The sequence below is a fragment of the Nocardioides sp. ChNu-99 genome, assembly GCF_029493445.1.
Lineage (GTDB): Bacteria > Actinomycetota > Actinomycetes > Propionibacteriales > Nocardioidaceae > Nocardioides.
This window is the reverse complement of the sequence record NZ_JAHWBL010000013.1, coordinates 26,533-47,048: the sequence shown is the minus strand read 5'-3', so window position 1 is coordinate 47,048 and position 20,516 is coordinate 26,533. Positions and strand designations below refer to the sequence as shown.

At 74.4% G+C, this 20,516-nt stretch carries 18 protein-coding genes and 1 tRNA gene; 11 read left to right on the top strand and 8 right to left on the bottom strand.

The annotated features are described in order from the left end of the window. Positions 1–99: 99 nt before the first annotated feature. From KK617_RS06680 to KK617_RS06670, 3 genes are all read right to left on the bottom strand, one after another. Positions 100–1,107: a beta-ketoacyl-ACP synthase III gene (locus KK617_RS06680; RefSeq protein ID WP_277498924.1), complete on the bottom strand. Its 1,008-nt coding sequence runs from the start codon at positions 1,105–1,107 to the stop codon at positions 100–102. Next, positions 1,107–2,291, bottom strand: coding sequence for an acyltransferase domain-containing protein (locus tag KK617_RS06675; RefSeq protein ID WP_277498923.1), 1,185 nt, complete (start codon positions 2,289–2,291; stop codon positions 1,107–1,109). Before KK617_RS06675 ends, KK617_RS06680 begins: the two co-directional genes overlap by 1 nt. A gap of 79 nt (positions 2,292–2,370) precedes the next feature. Next, a complete protein-coding gene (locus KK617_RS06670; RefSeq protein ID WP_277498922.1) occupies positions 2,371–3,651 on the bottom strand; it encodes a PucR family transcriptional regulator in 1,281 nt (426 codons plus the stop codon). A 137-nt stretch (positions 3,652–3,788) separates the two neighbouring features. Here KK617_RS06670 and KK617_RS06665 point away from each other — a divergent pair, with 137 nt between their 5' ends. Beyond that, positions 3,789–4,784 carry an alpha/beta fold hydrolase gene (locus KK617_RS06665; RefSeq protein WP_277498920.1) on the top strand — a complete coding sequence of 332 codons (996 nt, stop codon included), beginning with the start codon at positions 3,789–3,791 and terminating at the stop codon, positions 4,782–4,784. Positions 4,785–4,908: 124 nt separating this feature from the next. On the opposite strand, the gene aceE is transcribed toward KK617_RS06665, so the two are convergent. Continuing rightward, a complete protein-coding gene (gene aceE / locus KK617_RS06660) occupies positions 4,909–7,701 on the bottom strand; it encodes a pyruvate dehydrogenase (acetyl-transferring), homodimeric type (protein ID WP_301799800.1) in 2,793 nt (930 codons plus the stop codon). Between the two features lie 236 nt (positions 7,702–7,937). On the opposite strand from aceE, the gene KK617_RS06655 reads away from it, so the two are divergent. The 5 genes from KK617_RS06655 to KK617_RS06635 all read left to right on the top strand — a co-directional run bounded on the left by KK617_RS06655 (position 7,938) and on the right by KK617_RS06635 (position 11,643). Then, positions 7,938–8,333, top strand: coding sequence for a DUF3052 domain-containing protein (locus KK617_RS06655; protein WP_277498918.1), 396 nt, complete (start codon positions 7,938–7,940; stop codon positions 8,331–8,333). Between the two features lie 105 nt (positions 8,334–8,438). Then, entirely contained in the window at positions 8,439–10,067 is a 1,629-nt protein-coding gene (locus KK617_RS06650) for an AMP-binding protein (RefSeq protein ID WP_277498916.1), read from the top strand. 46 nt (positions 10,068–10,113) lie between these two features. Beyond that, positions 10,114–10,629 carry a peroxiredoxin gene (locus KK617_RS06645; protein WP_277498915.1) on the top strand — a complete coding sequence of 172 codons (516 nt, stop codon included), beginning with the start codon at positions 10,114–10,116 and terminating at the stop codon, positions 10,627–10,629. Between the two features lie 237 nt (positions 10,630–10,866). Beyond that, a tRNA-Val gene (locus tag KK617_RS06640) sits at positions 10,867–10,940 on the top strand. Positions 10,941–11,148: 208 nt separating this feature from the next. After that, on the top strand, positions 11,149–11,643 hold the full coding sequence (locus KK617_RS06635) for a hypothetical protein (RefSeq protein WP_277498913.1): 495 nt from the start codon (positions 11,149–11,151) through the stop codon (positions 11,641–11,643). Between the two features lie 109 nt (positions 11,644–11,752). Here KK617_RS06635 and KK617_RS06630 read toward each other — a convergent pair whose 3' ends face one another. From KK617_RS06630 to KK617_RS06620, 3 genes are all read right to left on the bottom strand, one after another. Continuing rightward, positions 11,753–12,424, bottom strand: a complete 672-nt coding sequence (locus KK617_RS06630; protein ID WP_277498912.1) for a response regulator transcription factor — start codon at positions 12,422–12,424, stop codon at positions 11,753–11,755. A 101-nt stretch (positions 12,425–12,525) separates the two neighbouring features. Then, complete coding sequence (locus tag KK617_RS06625; RefSeq protein WP_277498911.1) at positions 12,526–13,956, bottom strand: HAMP domain-containing sensor histidine kinase; 1,431 nt, start codon at positions 13,954–13,956, stop codon at positions 12,526–12,528. A gap of 38 nt (positions 13,957–13,994) precedes the next feature. Beyond that, positions 13,995–14,411: a hypothetical protein gene (locus tag KK617_RS06620; protein WP_277498910.1), complete on the bottom strand. Its 417-nt coding sequence runs from the start codon at positions 14,409–14,411 to the stop codon at positions 13,995–13,997. Positions 14,412–14,564: 153 nt separating this feature from the next. Between KK617_RS06620 and KK617_RS06615 the strand changes: the two genes are divergently transcribed. From KK617_RS06615 to KK617_RS06600, 4 genes are read left to right on the top strand one after another with little or no spacing between them, the layout of a single operon-like run. After that, positions 14,565–16,097 carry an AMP-binding protein gene (locus KK617_RS06615; RefSeq protein ID WP_277498909.1) on the top strand — a complete coding sequence of 511 codons (1,533 nt, stop codon included), beginning with the start codon at positions 14,565–14,567 and terminating at the stop codon, positions 16,095–16,097. A 29-nt stretch (positions 16,098–16,126) separates the two neighbouring features. Beyond that, positions 16,127–17,284, top strand: a complete 1,158-nt coding sequence (locus tag KK617_RS06610) for a Nif3-like dinuclear metal center hexameric protein (protein ID WP_277498908.1) — start codon at positions 16,127–16,129, stop codon at positions 17,282–17,284. Further along, positions 17,281–18,027 (top strand): C4-type zinc ribbon domain-containing protein, encoded by a 747-nt coding sequence (locus tag KK617_RS06605; RefSeq protein ID WP_277498907.1) that lies wholly within the window; start codon positions 17,281–17,283, stop codon positions 18,025–18,027. Before KK617_RS06610 ends, KK617_RS06605 begins: the two co-directional genes overlap by 4 nt. Beyond that, positions 18,024–19,238, top strand: a complete 1,215-nt coding sequence (locus KK617_RS06600; protein WP_277498906.1) for a bifunctional RNase H/acid phosphatase — start codon at positions 18,024–18,026, stop codon at positions 19,236–19,238. The genes KK617_RS06605 and KK617_RS06600 overlap by 4 nt, the downstream gene beginning before the upstream one ends. 13 nt (positions 19,239–19,251) lie before the next feature. Here KK617_RS06600 and yaaA read toward each other — a convergent pair whose 3' ends face one another. After that, positions 19,252–20,028 carry a peroxide stress protein YaaA gene (gene yaaA, locus KK617_RS06595; RefSeq protein WP_277498905.1) on the bottom strand — a complete coding sequence of 259 codons (777 nt, stop codon included), beginning with the start codon at positions 20,026–20,028 and terminating at the stop codon, positions 19,252–19,254. 162 nt (positions 20,029–20,190) lie between these two features. On the opposite strand from yaaA, the gene KK617_RS06590 reads away from it, so the two are divergent. Further along, the gene (locus KK617_RS06590; RefSeq protein ID WP_277498903.1) at positions 20,191–20,505 is read left to right on the top strand and encodes a hypothetical protein; all 315 of its coding nucleotides are present in this window, start codon (positions 20,191–20,193) and stop codon (positions 20,503–20,505) included. Positions 20,506–20,516 lie beyond the last annotated feature (11 nt).

The window sequence follows — 20,516 nt, the reverse complement described above, 5'->3', positions numbered from 1 at the left end:
CGCGGGGTGGTGCAGGGGGTTGGTGCAGGGGGTTGGTGCAGGGGTGGTGCAGGGGTGGTGGTGCCGGCGGGAGCGGCCGGCGGACCGGACGCTCCCGCCTCAGGGGAGGACGACGACCTGGGCGGCGTACGCCAGGCCGGCGCCGAAGGCGATGAGGAGGGCGATGTCGCCGGAGCGTGCCTCGCCCTCGGCGATCATGCGCTCGAGCGCGAGGGGGACCGAGGCGGCGGAGGTGTTGCCCGCCTCGGCGATGTCGCGGGCGACGCGCACCGTGGCGGGCAGCTTCATCGTGCGCGCCATCGCGTCGGTGATGCGCATGTTGGCCTGGTGGGGCACGAACACGTCGAGGTCGTCGACCGTGATGCCGGCCCGGTCGAGGGCCTGCTGCGCCGTCTTGGCCATGGTGAAGGAGGCCCACCGGAACACCGCGGCGCCCTGCATGGTCATGAAGGGGAAGGCCGGCTCGTCGGCGGCGAGCACGTCGCGCCAGTCGTCCTTCTGGCGGATCAGGTCGTACTGCTCGCCGTCGGAGCCCCACACGACGGGGCCGATCGCGGGCGTCTCGGACGGGCCCACGACGACGGCGCCGGCGCCGTCCGCGAAGATGAACGCGGTGCCGCGGTCGGTCGGGTCGGTCATGTCGGAGAGCCGCTCGACGCCGACGACCAGCACGTGGCGGGCGGAGCCGGCCCGCACCATGTCGGAGGCCAGGGCCACGCCGTGGCAGAAGCCCGCGCAGGCGGCGGAGACGTCGAACGCCGCGGCCTGGTCGGTGCCGAGCCGGTGGGCGATGGCGGCCGCGGCCGACGGCAGGTTGAGCATGTGGCTGACGGTCGCGACCACGACGCAGTCGACCTGGCGGGCGTCGATGCCGGCCTGCGCGAGCGCGGCCCGGGAGGCCTCGACCGACATCATCTCGATCGTCTCGTCGGCGTCGGCCCAGCGGCGGCTGCGGATGCCGCTGCGCTGCTGGATCCACTCGTCGCTGGAGTCGATCGCGTCGACGACCTCGCTGTTGGGCACCACGCGGCGCGGGCGGTAGGCGCCGACGCCGAGGATGCGCGCGTGGGGGGACCCGGAGCCGGCCTCGAGGGCGAGCCCGGTCATCAGGCGGCGCCCGCGGGGTGCAGGCGGAGCAGGGGCTGACCGGGGGAGACGAGGTCGCCGTCCTCCACGAGCCACTCGACGACGTGCCCGCCGTGGGCCGCGGTGACCGGCGTGCGGTCGCGCAGGGACACGATCGAGCCGATCGTGGCGTGGGGCGCGAGCAGGTCGGCGGCGCCGGCCTGCTCGTCGCGCTCGAAGGTGCCCTTGGCCGGGGCGACGACCATCCGCCACGTCGGCGTCGTGGAGATGAGGGAGCGCTCGCCGTGCTTGCGCACGAACGCGCGGGCGTCGTCGAGCTGGTCGGGGGTGTTGAGCGCGAACGTCTCGACGCCCTTCATGGCCCGCTTGGCGATGCCGGTGAGGGTGCCGGCCGGCGGCATCTCGAGCACGCCGGTGACGCCGAGGTCGAGCATCGTCTCCATGCACAGGTCCCAGCGCACGGGGTTGGCGATCTGGGTGACGATGCGCCGCAGCACGTCCTGGCCGTCGTGGACGACCCGGCCGTCGCGGTTCGAGATCACCGGGATGCGCGAGTCGTGCGTCGTGACGGCGGCGGCGAGGGCACCGAGGCGGTCGACGGCCGGGGCCATGTGGTGGGTGTGGAACGCGCCGGCCACGCTGAGCGGGATGAGCCGGGCGCGGGTCGGCGGGTCGGCGGCGAGGGCGGCGAGCTGCTCCGTCGTACCGGCGGCGACCACCTGGCCGGGGCCGTTGTCGTTGGCGGCGACGAGGCCGTGGCGCTCCAGCGTCGCGAGCACGTCGTCGCGCTGGCCGCCCAGCACGGCCGTCATGCCGGTCGGCGTGGCCGCGGCGGCGGCCGCCATGGCCCGGCCGCGCTCCCGCACGAGCACCATCGCCTGCTCGGCGCTGATCGCCCGCGCGCCGGCGGCGGCGGCGAGCTCGCCCACGCTGTGGCCGACGACGGCGCCCACGCGTGCGAAGGCGTCGGACGGGTGGGGGAAGAGCTCGAGCGCGGCCACGAGGCCGGCGGCGACGAGCAGCGGCTGGGCGATCGCGGTGTCGCGGATGGTCTCGGCGTCCGCCTCGGTGCCGTAGTGCGCGAGGTCGAGGTCGGCGACGCTGGCGAGGTAGTCGAAGCGGGTCGCGAACGTGGGGTCGGCGAGCCAGGGTCGGAGGAAACCGGGGGTCTGGGAGCCTTGGCCGGGGGCCAGTACGACGAGCACGCCCCCACTGTGCCTTGTGCCCTTCCCACCATTCAGGTCCGATGGTGACGAACTTGGGGCGGGCGACGTTGGAGGGACCCTACAAATCCGGGTTACCCGCCGGTCGGGCTGCAGCCCCGTGTTGGCGGCCCACCACGAGCGCGATCTGCAGGGTGAACGCGTCCCGGGGGTCGGTCGGCGTGCAACCCGTCACCTCGGCGACCTGCGCCAGGCGGTAGCGCACCGTGTTGGCGTGCACGAACAGCGCCCGCGCGGTGCCCTCGATCGACGACCGGTGGGCGAAGTACGACGTCAGGGTCTCCACGAGCGCCGAGCGGTGCTCCGCCAGCGGCCGGTGCACGCGGGTCAGCAGGTGCTCCGCGGCGCCGCGGTCGCCGGCCAGCAGGCGCTCGGGCAGCAGGTCCAGCGCGTGCACGGGCCGGGGGGCGTCGGGCCAGGCGGCCGCGACGTCGTACCCGGCCACCGCCTCCCGCGCCGAGCGGTACGCCGACGCGAGGTCGTCGGCCCGCGGACCCACCACGACGGGTCCGGCCCCGAACTCGCCGACGACCGCGGCGGCGGCCTCGACGGGGGAGTCGACGCCGCCCAGGACGATGACCAGGCGGTGGCCCTGGATGGCGGACAGCACGTCGGTGGCGGCCGTGAGGGCGTGACGGCGGACGGTGCCGACGAGGTCGGGGGCGACCCGCTCCTGCGGTGCCGCGCCGAGGACGACGCACACCCCGCCACGCGACTCCCAGCCGAGCGCGCTGGCGCGCGAGAGCATCTCGTCGTCCGGGTCGCCCCGCAGGATGCTGTCGACGACGAGCGCCTCGAGCCGGGCGTCCCAGGCGCCGCGCGCCTCCGCGGCCCGGGCGTAGACCGTCGCGGTGGCGAACGCCAGCTCGCGGCCGTAGCGCAGGATCGCCGCGTGCACCGCGGGGCTGTCGCCGGGGTCGAGCACCTGGTCGAGGTGCTCCTCGACGACGTCGATGCCCAGGCGCACGAGGTCGACGGTCTGCTGGAGGGTGATGACGCCCGCCAGGGCCCGTGGCGCGGCGCCGAAGACGGCGGTCGCCAGCGTGGCGTCCGAGGGCTGCGCGCCCCCACCGGCCCGCCACCAGTCGACGAAGCTGCGGATGCCGGCCTGGATGATGAGGCCGACCCACGACCGGTCCTCGGCCGAGAGGTCGCGGAACCAGCCCACCTCGGTCTCCATGCGGGCCGTGGCCGCGGTGCTCAGCCGTCCGGCGCCCCGCTGGAGGACGTCGGAGGTCCGGGCGCGCAGTGCGGCGTCGGGCGTCGACTCCGGCGACGGCCGGGTCCCTCCCGAGGGGTCCGCCGGGGGCCCGCCGGGGCCGGGGAGCGGGGAGAGGACCACCCGCCACAGCCTAGTGCGTCGCCCGGGTCACGCCGGGGTGACGGTGCGCTGACGGTCTCGTCACCGCCCGCCCGTCGTCGCGCGCCCCGCACGTACCTCTGGTTGAATCCGGCACGACCCCACCCCGAGGAGGGCCCGTGCCGGAACCCCAGCTGCAGCACGTCGAGGTCCACGGCCACCGCCGGGCCTTCGTGGTGACCGGCAGCGGCCCCGCGCTGCTCCTGCTGCACGGCCTCGGCTGCGACCACACGACGTGGCTGCCCGCCATGGCGCGGCTGGCCGAGCGCCACACCGTCATCGCGCCCGACCTGCTCGGGCACGGCCGCTCGGACAAGCCCCGGGCCGACTACAGCGTGGGCGGCTACGCCAACGGCATGCGCGACCTGCTGACCGTGCTGGGCGTCGACCGCGTGACGGTCGTGGGCCACAGCTTCGGGGGCGGGGTCGCCATGCAGTTCGCGTACCAGTTCCCCGAGCGCACCGAGCGCCTCGTCCTGGTGGCCAGCGGCGGCCTGGGCCCGGAGGTGAGCCCGATGATCCGGGCGGTGACCACGCCCGGGTTCCACGAGGCGATGGGCGTGCTGACGGCGCCCGGCGTGCGGCAGGCGGTGACCGGCGGCCTGCGGGTGCTCGGCCGGGTGCCGGGGCGCCGCACGCGCGACCTGCCCGAGGTGGCCGCCATCGTCGAGTCGTTCCGCGACCCCCGCGCCCGCGCGGCGATCCGGCACGTCGTGCGGGGCGTCGTCGACTGGCGGGGCCAGATCATCACCATGGCCGACCGCGCCTACCTCACGGCGTCGCTGCCGATGTGCGTCGTCTGGGGGCGCGAGGACGAGGTCATCCCGGTGGGCCACGTCGACAACGCGGCGCGGCTCGCGCCGGGCGCGCGCATCGAGGTCCTGGACGACGCGGGCCACTTCCCGCACAAGGACCACCCCGGGCGGTTCGCCGCGGTCATCGAGGACTTCGTGGCGACGACGGAGCCCGCGCGGCACAGCCGGGCACGCTGGCGCCGCCACCTCCTCGACGGGCCGACGGTCCCCGCGGTGCAGGCCGAGGCCGGCGAGGCGCCGGCCCGTCCTGCACCGGCCCCGCCGGCTCCGCGCCGCCTGCGCCTGGTGCGGGGCGCCTGACCGGCGTACGCCGCCTCTTCCTGCGGTTCGCTCCGGAACCCCGCCGACGGCGAGGGCCCCGGGCCGCGCGGCGGGATCGCTCCCACCGCGCGGGCCCGGGGCCCTCGTCACGGTCGACGACGCGTCAGGCGTCGCCGCCCTCCTGCGCGACGTCCTTCACCGCGGTGGGGTCGTCGATCCGGTACTTGTCGAACGCCTTGCGGACCAGCGCCGGGTCGATCTCGCCGGCGTCCGCGAGCGCCTGCAGCGAGGCGACGACGACGGACTGGGCGTCGATGTGGAAGAACCGGCGCGCCGACGGACGCGTGTCGGCGAAGCCGAACCCGTCCGCACCGAGCACGCGGTAGTCCTCCGGCACCCAGCGGGCGATCTGCAGCGGCACCGCGGCCATGTAGTCCGACACGGCGACGACCGGGCCCGACGAGTCGCTCAGCTTCTCCGAGACGTACGCCGTGCGCGGGGCCTCGTCGGGGTGGAGCAGGTTCCACTCCTCCGACGCGATGGCCTCGCGGGCCAGCTCGTTCCACGACGTGACCGACCAGGTGTCGGCCGCGACGCCCCACTCCTCGGCGAGCATGCGCTGGGCGTCCTTGATCCAGGGGAAGCCGACGCCCGAGGCGAGCAGGCGGACCCGCGGGCCCTCCGCCTCCGACGCGGACACCTGGTACATGCCCTTGAGGAGACCGGCGACGTCGAGGTCCTCGGGCTCCGCGGGCTGCTCGACCGGCTCGTTGTAGACGGTGAGGTAGAAGATGACGTCCTCGCCCGTCGGGTGCTCCTCGCTCGCGCCGTACATGCGCTCGAGGCCCGAACGCATCACGTGGCCGACCTCGTAGGCGAACGCGGGGTCGTAGTGCACGACCGCCGGGTTGGTCGCCGCGAGCAGCGGGGAGTGGCCGTCGGCGTGCTGCAGGCCCTCGCCGGTGAGCGTGGTGCGACCGGCCGTCGCGCCCACGAGGAAGCCGCGGGCGAGCTGGTCGGCCATGGCCCAGATGGAGTCGCCCGTGCGCTGGAACCCGAACATCGAGTAGAAGATGTAGAACGGGATCATGTGCTCGCCGTGCGTGCTGTACGCCGAACCCGCAGCGGTCGCGGACGCCATCGCGCCGGCCTCGGAGATGCCCTCGTGGAGCAGCTGCCCCGAGGTCGACTCCTTGTAGGCCAGCAGCATGTTGCGGTCGACCGACTCGTAGGTCTGGCCCATCGGGTTGTAGACCTTGACGCTCGGGAACATCGAGTCCATGCCGAAGGTCCGGTACTCGTCGGGCGCGATCGGCACGACCCGCTGGCCGATCTCGGGGTCCTTCATCCAGTCGCGCAGCAGGCGCACGGCGGCCATCGTCGTGGCCACCTTGTTCTTGCCGGCGCCCTTCTTGAGGTCTGCGTAGACCTTGTCGCCCGGGAGCTTCAGCATCGTCGCGCGGTTGACGCGACGGGGGAGCGAGCCGCCGAGCTGGTTGCGGCGCTCCATCATGTACTCCATCTCGGGCGACTTCGCCCCGGGGTGGAAGAACGGAGCGGCGCCGGTCTCCTCGTACGCGATCTCGAGGTCGCGGTCGGAGATGGGCAGGTAGAGGCGGTCGCGGAAGCGCTTGACGTCGTCCTTCGTCAGCTTCTTCATCTGGTGCGTCGCGTTCTTGCCCTCGAGCGAGTCGATCGTCCAGCCCTTGATCGTCTTCGCGAGGATCACGGTCGGCTGGCCGACGTGCTTCGTCGCGGCGTCGAACGCGGCGTACACCTTGCGGTAGTCGTGACCGCCGCGGGGGAGCTTGCGGATCTGGTCGTCGCTCATGTGCTCGACCATCGCCCGCAGGCGCTGGTCGCCGCCGAAGAAGTCCTCGCGCACGTAGGAGCCCGACTCGACCGAGTAGGTCTGGAAGGCGCCGTCGGGGGTCGTGTTCATCTGGTTGACGAGCACGCCGTCGACGTCGCGGGCCAGCAGCTGGTCCCACTCGCGGCCCCAGACGACCTTGATGACGTTCCAGCCGGCGCCGCGGAAGTAGGACTCCAGCTCCTGGATGATCTTGCCGTTGCCCGTCACCGGACCGTCGAGCTGCTGCAGGTTGCAGTTGACGACCCAGGTCAGGTTGTCGAGCTCCTCGCGCGCCGCGGTGCGGATCGCGCCGAGCGACTCGGGCTCGCCCATCTCGCCGTCGCCGAGGAAGGCCCACACGCGCTGCTTGCTCGTGTCCTTGACGCCGCGGTTCTGCAGGTAGCGGTTGAAGCGGGCCTGGTAGATCGAGTTGATCGCCGTCAGGCCCATCGAGACCGTCGGGAACTCCCAGAACTCCGGCATGAGCCGGGGGTGGGGGTACGACGACAGGCCGGCCCCGACGCCGTGCTGGACCTCCTGGCGGAACCGGTAGAGCTGCTGCTCCGACAGCCGGCCCTCGAGGAAGGCGCGGGCGTAGACGCCGGGGGAGGCGTGGCCCTGGATGTAGACCTGGTCGCCCCCGCCCTCGGCGTCACGGCCCTTGAAGAAGTGGTTGAAGCCGACCTCGTAGAGGCTGGCCGACGACTGGTACGTCGCGATGTGGCCACCGACCTCGAGGCCCTTGCGGTTCGCGCTCGAGACCATCATCGCGGCGTTCCACCGGATGAAGGCACGGATGCGGCGCTCGACGTCCTCGTCGCCGGGGAACCACGGCTCGCGCTCGGGCGGGATGGTGTTGATGTAGTCGGTGGAACGCAGGGCCGGCACGCCGACCTGCTTCTCACGCGCCCGCTCGAGCAACCGGAGCATGACGTAGCGCGCGCGCTCCCGCCCTCGGTCGTCGATCAGGGAGTCGAAGGAGTCGAGCCACTCGTGGGTCTCGTCCGGGTCGATGTCGGGCAACTGGGTCGGCAGGCCCTCGTGGATCACGGACGTGGAAGTGGAGCGCGACTGGCCGGGTCGGGGTGTCGAGTCAGCGGTCACGCCCGCCATCGTCGCACGTGGCGAACCCGCAAGAAATCTACCCGTGAGTACGTCCGCCAGGCGGCCAGCGGGCCCCTCCGGGGCGCGCCACGCGGCGGGGAGAGGTTGCGCAGCCTGCGGAAACCCGGTGGACTACGGGGCACGCTGCGGCACGAGGCCGTCGCGGGACTGCGGACGAAGGACTGGAGGAGTCAGTGAGTGCGACCCCGGGTGGTGGATCCACCCAGACGGCGGGCATGAGCCCGGCGGCCCGGCTGGGCCTGGTGAAGGGCATGACGATCCAGGAGCTCGGCTGGGACGAGGACTGCGACGACGACCTCCGGGCTGCGATCGAGGAGGAGATCGACGCCGACCTCGTCGAGGAGGCGGACGGCGCCGTGGTCGACGCCGTGCTCCTGTGGTGGCGCGCGGACGACGGCGACCTGGTCGACGGGCTCGTCGACGCGCTGACCGACCTCGTGGGGGGCGGCGCGATCTGGCTGCTCACGCCGAAGGTGGGTCGTCCCGGCAGCGTGGACCCTGCCGACATCGCGGAGGCCGCGCCGGTCGCCGGGCTCGCGCAGACGACCACGGCCCCGGTCAGCAAGGACTGGTCGGCCACGCGGCTCGTGGCCCCGAAGTCCCAGGGCTGATCGGCGGGCCCGTGCGCCCGATTGCGTAACAGCGCGTGACACTTCCTGTTCAAGACCGTTCCTCGGCACGTAGGGTCGCCCTACCCTCTCGAGGAAAGGTCGGTCATGAGCGCACTCAGGACGAAGGCGTCCGACGCGGGCACGAGCCTGCGGGTCCTGGTCAGGTCGGGCATCGTCCGCCCGTACTCCCCGAAGGTGCTGGCCGGTCTCGTCGGCACGCTCCGCGCGTGGGGCACGTCGCCGGCGGGCGGGTTCCGGACGCTGGCGCTGCGCGCCCCCGACCAGCCCGGCGTGGTGGACGAGCGGGGCGTGCTCACCTGGGGTGAGCTGCACCGCCGTACGAACGCCCTGGCCGCGGCCCTGCGCGCGCGGGGGGTCCGCGAGGGCGACGGCGTCGCCCTCATGTGCCGCAACCACCGGGGCTTCGTGGAGGCCTCCATCGCGGTGAGCAAGCTCGGGGCCGACGTGCTCTACCTCAACACCGCCTTCGCCGGGCCGCAGCTGGCTGACGTCGTCGAGCGCGAGCAGCCCCGCGTCCTGGTGCACGACGAGGAGTTCACCGACCTGCTGGCCGACGTCGACGTCGAGCTGCGCGTGCTCGCCTGGGTCGACGAGGAGCCGACGGGCCCCGACGCCCCGCCCACGATCGACGGGCTCGTGGAGGCCGCGACCGCGGCCGGTGGTGACGCCGAGCCCGCCCCGCCGGGTCGCGAGGGCCGCACGATCATCCTCACGTCGGGCACGACGGGCACGCCGAAGGGCGCCCCGCGGCCCCAGGGTGGCGTGCCGGCGGCGGTCTCGCTGCTGTCGCGGATGCCGCTGCGGGCCGGGTGGCGCTGCTACGTCGCCGCACCGCTGTTCCACACCTGGGGCTTCGCGCACTACCAGCTCGCCATGCTGCTCGGCACGACGCTCGTGCTGCGCCGCCGCTTCGACCCGGCCGAGGCCCTCGCGCTGCTCGAGGAGGAGCGCTGCACGTCCTTCGTCGTGATCCCCGTGATGCTGCAGCGCATCCTCGCGCTGCCCGCCGACGTGCTCGACCGCCACCGGCTCGACCACCTGCAGGTCGTCGCGTCGTCGGGGTCGGCGCTGCCCGGCGACCTCGCGCTGGACTGGATGGACCGCTTCGGCGACAACCTCTACAGCACCTACGGCTCGACCGAGGTCGCCTGGGCGAGCATCGCCGACCCCACCGACCTGCGGGAGGCGCCCGGCTCGGCGGGCCGGCTGCCGCACGCCACGGTCATCCGCATCCTCGACGAGCAGGGCCGACCGGTGCCCGACGGGGAGCCGGGCCGGATCTTCGTCGGCAACGACCTGCAGATCGAGGGGTACACGGGCGGCGGCGCCAAGGAGGTCGTGGACGGCCTCATGTCGTCCGGTGACGTCGGGCGGTTCGGCCCGGACGGCCGCCTCTACGTCGAGGGTCGCGACGACGAGATGATCGTCTCCGGCGGGGAGAACGTCTTCCCCCGCGAGGTCGAGGACTGCCTGGCGCGGCACGAGGCCGTCAGCGAGGTCGCCGCGCTGGGCGTGCCGGACGACGACTTCGGCAAGCGGCTGCGGGCCTTCGTCGTGCTGACCGCCGACGGCTCGGTGGACGAGGACGGGCTCAAGGACTGGGTGCGCGCCAACCTGGCCCGCTACAAGGTCCCGCGCGAGATCGTGTTCCTCGACGAGCTGCCCCGCAACGCCACCGGCAAGGTGCTGAAGCGGGAGCTCGACGCGGGCTGAGCGGGTGTCGCGGGAGGTGCCGGCGGAGGGTGCGAGGATGGGCGACATGCCCGACCTGCAGCTCGACCTCCCGCCCGGACCCGGCGCCGGCGCGGCCGGCCCGGGTCTCCCGGTCGGCGCGCAGGCACCGGACTTCACGCTGCGCGACCAGTTCGGCCAGAGCGTCACCCTGTCGTCGTTCCGCGACCGCAAGGCGGTGGCGCTCGTCTTCATCCCGTTCGCGTTCTCCGGGGTCTGCACCGGCGAGCTCGGCGGTCTCCAGGCCCGCATCGCCGACTTCCTGACGTTCGACACCGAGGCGCTGGTCGTCTCCTGCGACCCGGTGTACTCGCTGCGGGCGTTCGCCGACCGCGACGGGCTCAACCTGCCGCTGCTGTCCGACTTCTGGCCCCACGGGGCGGTGGCGTCGGCGTACGGCGTGCTCGACGAGGCGCGCGGCTGCCCGCGCCGCTCGTCGTACGTCGTGGGGCCGGACGGGGTCGTGCGGTGGGCGGTGCACAACGAGCGCTCGCAGGGGCGTGACCTCGACGCGCACCTCGCCGCGCTGCGCGCCGCGGTCTGAGCGGCCCCGACCGGCCCCGACCGGCCCCACCGGTCTGGACCGGTGGCCGCGATGTGAGACGGATTCCGCGTTCCGTGGAAGTTCAACGATCAACCGTTGCATGATCTTCTCGTCGCGCCGCTGGTGACCCGAGACTCCAGCGGCGCGACATTCAATTTCGCGGACGTCCGGATCGCACCCGGCGTCCGGCCCGGTCGGTGACGTCCCCCCGGCTGTCGTAGGCTGTGCGCCGCCCGAGGGCGAATAGCTCAGCTGGTCAGAGCGTCCGGTTTACACCCGGAAGGTCGGGGGTTCGAGCCCCTCTTCGCCCACCCCGCCGTCCCGCCGGCGTCCTGTGCCGACGGCGCGCCCCTCCGGCCGGCGCGGAGCGCCGACTACCCGACCGGAGGTTCCTCCCCGGTGGGCCCCCGGTCGAGGTGAGAGGGCTCTCACGCAAGCCTCACGGTGGTCTAACGGCGCGGCGGGAAGGTCGTCCTATCACCCACCGGGCCCGCGGGTCCGTCGAGAAGAGGACACCCCATGCTGCTCAAGATCGTGCTCCCCGGCGTCGTCGCCCTGCTGGGCCTGTGCGGCGCGGCCCTGCTCGCCCTCCCCGGGTCGGGCGGCCCGCAGCCCGAGGCCGTCACCATCACCTCCGTCGGTGACGACGACGCCGACGACGCCGGCACCCCCGCGCCCACCGCGGCACCGACCTCGGCCGCCCCCACCACGCCCCCCACGGCTGCTCCCACGGCGGCCCCCTCCGCACCGGCTCCGGCGCCCCCCGCGGCGCCGCGACGGGACGGCGACGACGACCGCGACGACGACCGCGACGACGACCGCGACGACCGCTCGACGGCGCCCGCGCCCGCGCCCCGGTCGACGCCCGCCCCCGCGCCGCGGCCGGCTGCGCCGGCACCGAACCGTGACGACGACGACCGTGACGACCGCGGCGACGACGGTGACGACGACCGCGGTGACGACGGTGACGACGACCGCGGTGACGACGGCGACGACGACGGTGGCGACGACTGACGCGGCGCCGCGCCGTACCGGACCCCCCGGGCGACAGCGCCCCCGCGACCACGGGTCGCGGGGGCGCTGTCGTGCCTGCGCCGTCGTGTCTGCGCTGTCGGGCCTGCACTCAGGAGTTGAAGCGGTAGCCCATCCCGCGGACCGTCCCGATGGTGTGGGCGCCGAACTTGCGGCGCAGGTACCCGACGTACACGTCGACGACGTTCGACGACGGGTCGAAGTCGAGGCCCCAGACCTTGTCCAGCAGCTGCTCGCGGGACAGCACCTGGCCGGGGTTGCGCAGGAACATCTCGGCGAGGGTGAACTCGCGGGCCGACAGCTCGAGGGTGCGCCCGGCGACGGTGGCGCGGCGGGTGCGCAGGTCGAGCCGCACGCCGCCGACGTCGAGCACCGTCGCGGCGGCCTCGCCACCGCCGGCCGACACCTGCCGCAGGCGGGCGCGGATGCGGGCCTGCAGCTCGGCGAAGCGGAACGGCTTCGGCATGTAGTCGTCCGCGCCCCCGTCGAGGGCCGACACGGTGTCCGCGGCCGAGTCGCGGGCCGTCAGCACGATGACCGGCATGCGCGACCCCTGCGAGCGCAGCTGGTCGAGCACCTCGAACCCGTCCATGCGCGGCAGGCCGATGTCGAGCACCATCAGGTCGTGGCCGCCGCTCAGCGCCTCGTCGAGACCGTCGACGCCGTCGCCGACCACCGTCACGGTGTGCCCGTCGGCCTTGAGGCCCTTCGCGACGAACGACGCGATCCGCTGCTCGTCCTCGACGATCAGGATGCTGGCCACCCCTGGTCCTCCTCCGGTGCGTGTGGTGCGTGCAGGTCGTGCGTGCGTGCGGTGGTGCGGTGGCGGTGCGGTACGACGACCCGCGGCGCCGCGGGACGGTCTCATCCCGACTCCCGGAGCGTGACGACGAACCGGGCGCCCGGGGGATCGGCCTCCTCGACGGCCACCGTGCCGCCGTGGGCGTGCACGATCGCCGCGACGATCGACAGGCCGAGACCGAACCCCTCGTCGCCATCGGGGACGTGGCTGCGGCCGAAGCGCTCGAACACCAGGTCGCGGTCGGTCTCGGGCACGCCCGGCCCGGTGTCGCGCACCCACAGGCGCACCCGGCCGGGGGCGGGCACGTCGTACCCCACGGCCACCTCGTCGCCGGGCCGCGTGTGCTTGACGGCGTTGTCGCACAGCTGCAGCAGGGCCTGGGTGAGCCGCTGGGGGTCGGCCTCGACGACGGCGCCCGCGGACCCGGTGGCCGGGTCCGGGGCGTCCAGGGTCCAGGTGCGCTCACCCAGCGCCCGCGCCTTGGCCAGCACGTCGAGGACCAGGTCGCCGACGTCGGTGGGCGCGGTGCGCAGGAAGTCGGGGCGGTCGCTCTTGGCGAGCAGCAGGAGGTCCCCGACGAGGCGGGCCATGCGGTCGACCTCGTCCAGCACCAGGTCGCGGGTCTGCGCGGCGTCGGGGCTGTCGGTCTCCAGCAGCTCGAGGTGGCCACGCACGATGGTCAGCGGCGTCTTGAGCTCGTGACCCGCGTCGTCGAGGAAGCGGCGCTGGGCGGCGAAGGCGTTCTCGAGGCGGGCGAGCATGCCGTTCACCGTGCGGGTCAGGGCGGTGATGTCGTCGTTGCCGGTCTCCGGGACGCGGCGCGAGAGGTCGGTCTCGCCGATCTCCTCCGCGTTGCGGCGCAGCACGCGCAGCGGGCGCAGGAGGCGTCCCGACTGCCACGCGGCGGCGCCGACCACGAGCAGCAGTGCGATCGCGGCCACCACCGCGTAGGTGCGCACCGTCTCCGCCAGCTGCTCGTCGGCGACGTCGGTGAAGGTGACGACCACGAGGGCGCCCGGCTCGACGGCACCTGCCGCGTCGGTCGCGGTCGCCGGCTGCACGGTCAGGAAGAGCGGCTCACCCGCCACCTCCACCGTGGTCGAGCCGCCTGACGCCACAAGGGGACGGACGGCGTCGCTGAAGGCCTCCGCCTCGGTGACCGCCGCGTCACGGCCCCTGCCGGTCCCGGGACGCACCTGGAGGCGGTCGTCCCACCAGCCGACCAGCAGCTCGTCGTCGGTCGGCACGTTGCTCTCGACGTACCCCCAGAGCAGGTCGGCGATGCCGGTGCGCCGCTCGCCCGTCGTGGGGTCCGGCTGGCTGAAGGGGCCCGGGGCGGCGGCGAACTGCCGGAACTCGGCCAGCTCCTGCTCGATGGCCGCGACGCGCTCGGCGTCGATGCGCTGGTCCTCGATGAGGAAGAAGCTGAGCCCCGCACCGGCCAGGGCGAGCGCGACGAGCAGCGCCACGGTCGTCGTGATGCGCAGGCGCACCGACGCGCCGGTGCGCGACGCGGGGGAGCGGGGGGTGCTCAGTCGTCGTCCCCGTCGTCGTCGCTCCCGCTGTCGTCGTCCCCGGCATCCCCGCCGTCGTCCCCGCCGTCGTCCCCGGCATCGTCCCCGTCGTCGTCGCGCTCGGGGGGCACCGGCACGGCCGTGGGCTGCACGGTGCGGGGGGCGGGCGGCGCCGGGGCGGGCGGCGCCGGCGAGGCCGTCGGACCGGTGGTGGGCGTGCCCGGGGTGGCCGGGGCCGTCGGGGTGGGGGTGGCGGTGGCGGTGGGAGGCGTCGTACCGGTGCCGAGCGGCTCCCCGGGTGTGCCGGCGCCCGACGGGCTCACGGCCCCGCCCACCTCGGGAGCGGCGGGCTCGCCCGCGAGGGCGCGGACGCCGACCCCGCCGACGACGAGACCGACGACGACGCCGAGGAGGACCTTGAGGACGCTGGACATGACGGGTCGATCCTGCCCCACCGACGTCCCCCGGCCCAGGTTCATGAGAGGGCTCTCACGACCCGACCCGCGGGTGCCGCCCCCGCCGGCCCTAGAGTGACGGGCGTCACGCGCCCGACCGCCGGGTCGGGCCCCGGAACGACAGGGAGTGCCATGTTCGTGCCGTTGAGCGTCCGCGACTTCATCGACCGGGCCCGCACGGTCTACCCGGACCGGGTGGGCGTCGTCGACGAGCCCGACCAGCCCGCGCCGTCGCTCGGTTCCCTCACCTACGCCGCGCTCGACGACCTCGCTCGGCGCCAGGCCGCGCACCTCGACGCCCTGGGTGTGGGGGTCGGGGACCGGGTCGCCGTCGTCTCGCACAACAGCGCCCGCCTGCTCGGGTCGTTCTTCGGGGTCGCGGGGCACGGGCGGGTCCTCGTGCCGGTGAACTTCCGGCTGCGGCCCGACGAGGTGCGCTACATCGTCGAGCACTCGGGGGCACGGGTGCTGTACGTCGACCCCGAGCTGGACGAGGCCCTCGCCGACGTCACCTGCGAGCACCGCTACGTGCTCGGCCGCGACGAGCACCTCTACGCCCCCGAGGGGGCCGAGCCGGCGCCGTGGGAACCCGACGAGGACGCCACGGCCTGCATCAACTACACCTCGGGCACCACGGCCCGCCCCAAGGGCGTGCAGATCACGCACCGCAACATCTGGGTGAACGCCACGACGTTCGCGCTGCACGTCGGGCTGGGTGACCGCGACGTCTACCTGCACACCCTGCCGATGTTCCACGCCAACGGCTGGGGCATGCCGTTCGCGACCACGGGCCTCGGGGTCCCCCAGGTCGTGCTGCGCAAGGTCGACGGCGCCGAGATCCTGCGCCGCGTCGAGCAGCACGGCGTCACCGTCCTGTGCGCCGCGCCGGCGGTCGTCGCCGCCGTGCTCGAGGCCGCGCAGACCTGGGAGGGCGAGGTGCCGGGGCGCGACCGCGTGCGGATCATCGTGGCCGGCGCGCCGCCGCCCACCCGGACGGTCGCCCGCGTCGAGGAGGAGCTCGGCTGGGAGTTCGTCCAGATCTACGGCCTCACCGAGACCTCGCCGCTGCTCACGGTCAACCGCACGCGCGCGGAGTGGGACGACCTGACGGCCGAGGAGCGCGCGGCCCGGCTGGTGCGCGCCGGGGCGCCGGCCCTCGGCGTACGGCTGCGGGTCGACGAGCACGGCGAGGTGCTGGCGCAGGGCAACCAGGTGCTCCAGGGCTACTGGGAGCAGCCGGCCGAGACGGAGCGGGCGCTGGCGGGCGGGTGGTTCCACACCGGCGACGGGGGCGTCATCGGCGACGACGGCTACCTCACCATCAGCGACCGCAAGAAGGACGTGATCATCACCGGCGGCGAGAACGTCTCGTCGATCGAGGTGGAGGACGCGCTGTTCTCGCACCCCGACGTCGCCGAGGTCGCCGTCATCGGCGTCCCCAGCGAGAAGTGGGGCGAGACGATCAAGGCGCTGGTCGTGCTCACGCCCGGCTCGAGCGCGGACGAGGCCGAGCTGATCGCGTGGTGCAAGGACCGGCTGGCCGGCTACAAGGCGCCCACGTCGGTCGAGGTCCGCGACGAGCTGGCCCGCACGGCGACGGGCAAGCTGCAGAAGTTCAAGCTGCGCGCGCCGTACTGGGAGGGCCAGGAGCGCCAGGTCAACTGAGGTCCGACGGGGCCGCTACGGTACGGCCCATGACGTCGCTGGACGAGCTGGTCTCCGCCCTCCACTCCTGGTACCCGCCGGCGACGGCCGAGGACTGGGACGCCGTCGGGCTCGTGTACGGCGACCCCGCCCAGCAGGTGCGCAAGGTCATGCTGGCCGTCGACGTCGACGAGGCGGTCGCGGCGGAGGCCGTCGCGTGGGGCGCCGACCTGCTGGTCGTGCACCACCCCCTCTTCCTGACCCCGGTGCACGGCTTCGCGGCGACGACGCCGAAGGGCCGCACGCTGAGCCGCCTCGCCGCGGCCGGGTGCGCGCTGCTGGTGGCGCACACGAACGCCGACCAGGCGGTCGGCGGGGTCTCCGAGGCGCTGGCCCACGCACTCGGGCTGAGCGAGCTGGAGCCGATCCTCCCCGGGCACGCCGCCCCCTACGACAAGCTCACCGTGACCGTCCCGACCGACGCCGCCGCCCCCGTGCGGGCCGCGATCGCCGAGGCCGGCGCAGGGGCGATCGGCACCTACGACCACTGCACGTTCTCGGTGGCCGGCCAGGGACGGTTCCGCCCGCTCGAGGGCTCCCAGCCCACCATCGGCACCGTCGGTGACATCGCCGTCGTCGAGGAGGAGCGGGTCGAGGCCGTGCTGCCGCGGCGCCTGCGCCGCCAGGTGGTGGCGGCGCTCCTGGCCGCGCACCCCTACGAGGTGCCGGCGTACGACGTCGTCGAGCTGGCCGACCCCCAGGCGCTCGTCAGCGGCACCGGTCGGATCGGCGTCGTCGAGCGCGCGACCCTCGGCGCGTTCGCCCAGGTCGTCGCCGACGCCCTGCCGGCCACCGAGGGCGGTGTGCGCGTCGCGGGCGACCCCACGCGGTCGGTGCGGCGCATCGCCGTCTGCGGCGGCGCCGGCGACTTCCTGCTGGACCGCCTGGCCGCCTCCGACGTCGACGTCTACGTCACGAGCGACCTGCGCCACCACCGGGCCGCGGAGTTCGTCGCGGCGGGCGGGCCGGCGCTCGTGGACGTCTCCCACTGGGCGGCCGAGTGGACGTGGCTGCCCGTGGTGCAGCGGCGCGTGCAGGACGCGTTCGGCGATAAGGTGGACGTCCGCGTCAGCGAGCTGCGCACCGACCCGTGGCAGTTCCGCACCGTGTCCACGGACCCCGCTGACCGCACCGAGAGGAGCGAGTGATCAAAGCCGATCCGTTCGCGCAGCTGAAGCTGCTCGACGTCCAGGAGGTCGACTCCCGCATCGACGTGCTGCGCCACCAGCGCCGCTCGCTGCCGGGCCTCGCCGAGCTCGCCGACCTCACCGCCCGGCGCCGGGTGGTGGACGACGAGGCACGCGACGCCCGCATCGCGGTCGACGACCTCTCCCTCGAGCAGCGCAAGGCCGACGCGGACGTCGAGCAGGTCAAGACCCGCCGCACCCGCGACCAGCAGCGCATGGACGCCGGGCTCGTCACCAACCCCCGCGACCTCGAGCGCATGCAGGCCGAGCTGGTCTCCCTGGAGCGGCGCATCGCCTCCCTCGAGGACACCGAGATCGAGATCATGGAGCGGCTCGAGGAGGCCCAGGGCCGACTCGACGCGGCGACGGCCCAGCTCGCCGAGATCGACGAGCGCGGCCGCGCGCTGCAGGCGGACGTCGCCGCCCAGCAGCAGGCCATCGACGAGGAGCTCGCCGCCGCCACCGCGGCCCGCGGCCCCCTAGTGGCGGACCTGCCGGCCGACCTGCTCGCCCTCTACGACCGGCTGCGCGAGCAGAAGGGCGGCATCGGCGCGGCGCTGCTGCGCCGCCGCGAGTGCGGCGGTTGCCGCCTCACGCTCGACAACGCCGAGCTGGCCGTCATCCGGAAGGCCGGCGTCGAGACGGTCGTGCGCTGCGAGGAGTGCTCGCGGATCCTCGTCCGCACGGGCGAGTCGGGTCTGTGAGCGACGCCCCGACGTACCGCGAGGTCATCGTGGAGGCCGACGGCGGGTCGCGCGGCAACCCGGGCCCCGCGGCGTACGGCGCGGTGCTGCGGGACGCGCGCACCGGTGAGGTCATCGCGCACGACGGCGCGACGCTGGGGCGGGCCACCAACAACGTGGCGGAGTACTCGGGCCTCGTCGCGGGCCTGAGGCTGGCGCGCGCGTTCGCGCCGGGGGCCTCGGTCGAGGTGCGGATGGACTCCAAGCTCGTCGTCGAGCAGATGGCCGGCAACTGGCGCATCAAGCACCCCGACATGCAGGCGCTCGCACGGGAGGCGAGCGGGCTGGCCCCGCCCGGCACCCGGTGGACGTGGGTGCCGCGGGCGGAGAACGCCTACGCCGACCGCCTCGCCAACGAGGCCCTCGACGGCACCCGCTCCGGTGTGGAGCACCTGGCCGCGCCGGCGGCCGGGGACGCCCTGCAGCAGGAGGTCGACGCGGGCGCCCAGGAGGCGCGCGACGACGCGCCCGTCGCGACGGCCCCCGCGCCCGCACGCGGCTGGTCGCCGGGAGGGGCCACCACCACGCTGGTGCTCGTGCGCCACGGCGTCACCGCGCACACCCAGCGCAAGAGCTTCTCGGGCGGCCTCGCATCGGCGAACCCCCCGCTCACCGACGAGGGACGGGCGCAGGTGCGCGCGACCGCGGACTGGCTCGCGCCACTGGCGGAGCGGGTCACCGCCGTCGTCACCTCCCCGGTACGGCGCACCCGCGAGTCGGCGGAGATCGTGGCGGAGCGCCTCGGCACCGGTGCGCCGCGCGAGGAGCCCGGGTTCGCCGAGATGGAGTTCGGTGCCTGGGACGGGTCGACCTTCGCCGAGGTCGCGGAACGCGACCGGGCGGGGCTCGACGCGTGGCTCGGCTCGCTCGACGCCCGACCGGGCGGCACGGGGGAGTCGTTCCGCACCGTGGAGCGCCGCGTGCTCGACGGCCTGCGGCGCCTGCTCGCGGAGCACGCCGGCGGCACCGTCGTCGTGGTGTCCCACGTGACCCCGATCAAGGTGCTCGTCGCCCACGCCCTCGGGGCCCCGCTGGAGGCCGTCTTCCGGATGGAGCTCGCCCCGGCGTCGGTCACCGTCGTCGGCCACTTCGCCGGTGACGACGACGCGGAGCCGATGGCGAGCCTGCGGCTCTTCAACGGGGTGCCGGGCACGGGGCCCTTCGGCGCCTGACCCCGCGAGGCCGTCAGAGCGAGCGGACGACCACGTCGAGGCGCGTGCCGCGCGGTCCCGTCTCTCCCACCTCGACGTGCCAGCCCAGGTCGCGCAGCTGCTCGGCGAACCGGGCCGGGGTGCGGGGGTCGCCGCCGTCGGTCAGGACGGAGCGCACGATGCGCCCCTTGGTCGCCTTGTTGAAGTGGCTGACGACCTTGCGCTCGCCCTCGTGCTCGTGGAGCACGCGGACGGTGGCCGTGCGGGTGGCGACGTCGCCCTCGGGGCGCCAGAAGGCGGCGTACGTGCTCGACCGGAGGTCGACGAGCAGCCCCCGGCCGACCTCCTGCTCGACGACCGGACCCAGGTGCTCGCGCCACACGCCGGCGACCGGACCCACGCCGGGCAGCGACACGTCGCCGCCGAGCCGGTACGACGGGATCCGGTCCCCGAGGCGCACCAGTCCCAGCAGCGAGGACGTGACGAGCACCCGGCGCAGCCGACGACGGGCACCCGCGTCGAGGGTCAGCGCGTCGAGGGCCTCGAAGAGGACGCCGGTGTAGACGAGCTCCGCCCGCGCCGTGGGCACCGACCGGATCGCCGCGTCGTGGGGCACGAGGTCGGCCAGCGTGGCGCCGAGGCCGAGCACCTCCGCCGCGTGGCGCTCGTTGCCGGAGCAGAGCTCGACGAGCGCGTCGATCACCTGCTCGCGGGCCGGGGTGAGCGAGGGGAACGACACCGAGGCCAGGTCGAGCGGCTTGCCGCGCGCCGGCGCGGCCTTGCCCTCGCTGGGCGGCAGCAGGATCAGCACAGCGGAGAAGCCTAGGCGGGGCGGCGCGCCCGGGCGACCCCGACGCGCGGCGCGGCGCGCGGGCTCGGCGGCATGTCTAGAAAATCCTCAACGGTTTGTGTAGGTTTCGTCGCAGGGAAGTCGGGCCGTCGGGGCCCTGCTCGCCAGTTGAGGAGGCCGACCGTGCGGGAGCCCGAGGCGTCGTTCACCTTCGACACCGCCACGAGAACGCTGCGCCTGACGGGTGGGCTCTACGACACCCACGACGTCGAGCAGCTCGACCTGTCGGTGAGCGCCGCGTCGGGAGGGTTCGCGCGCGACGTGCGCCTCGACCTCAGCGAGGCCACCTTCTTCCCCAGCCTCGCCGTCGGCACCCTCGTGGCGCTGCGCCGCCGCGCAGAGCGCAACGGGGTCGCCGTGGACGTCGTCGCCGAGCCGGGGTCGCTGGCGCACCGGGTGCTGACCGTGGTGCGCGTGCCGGTGTCCGCCCCTCGGTGACGACGGTGCCA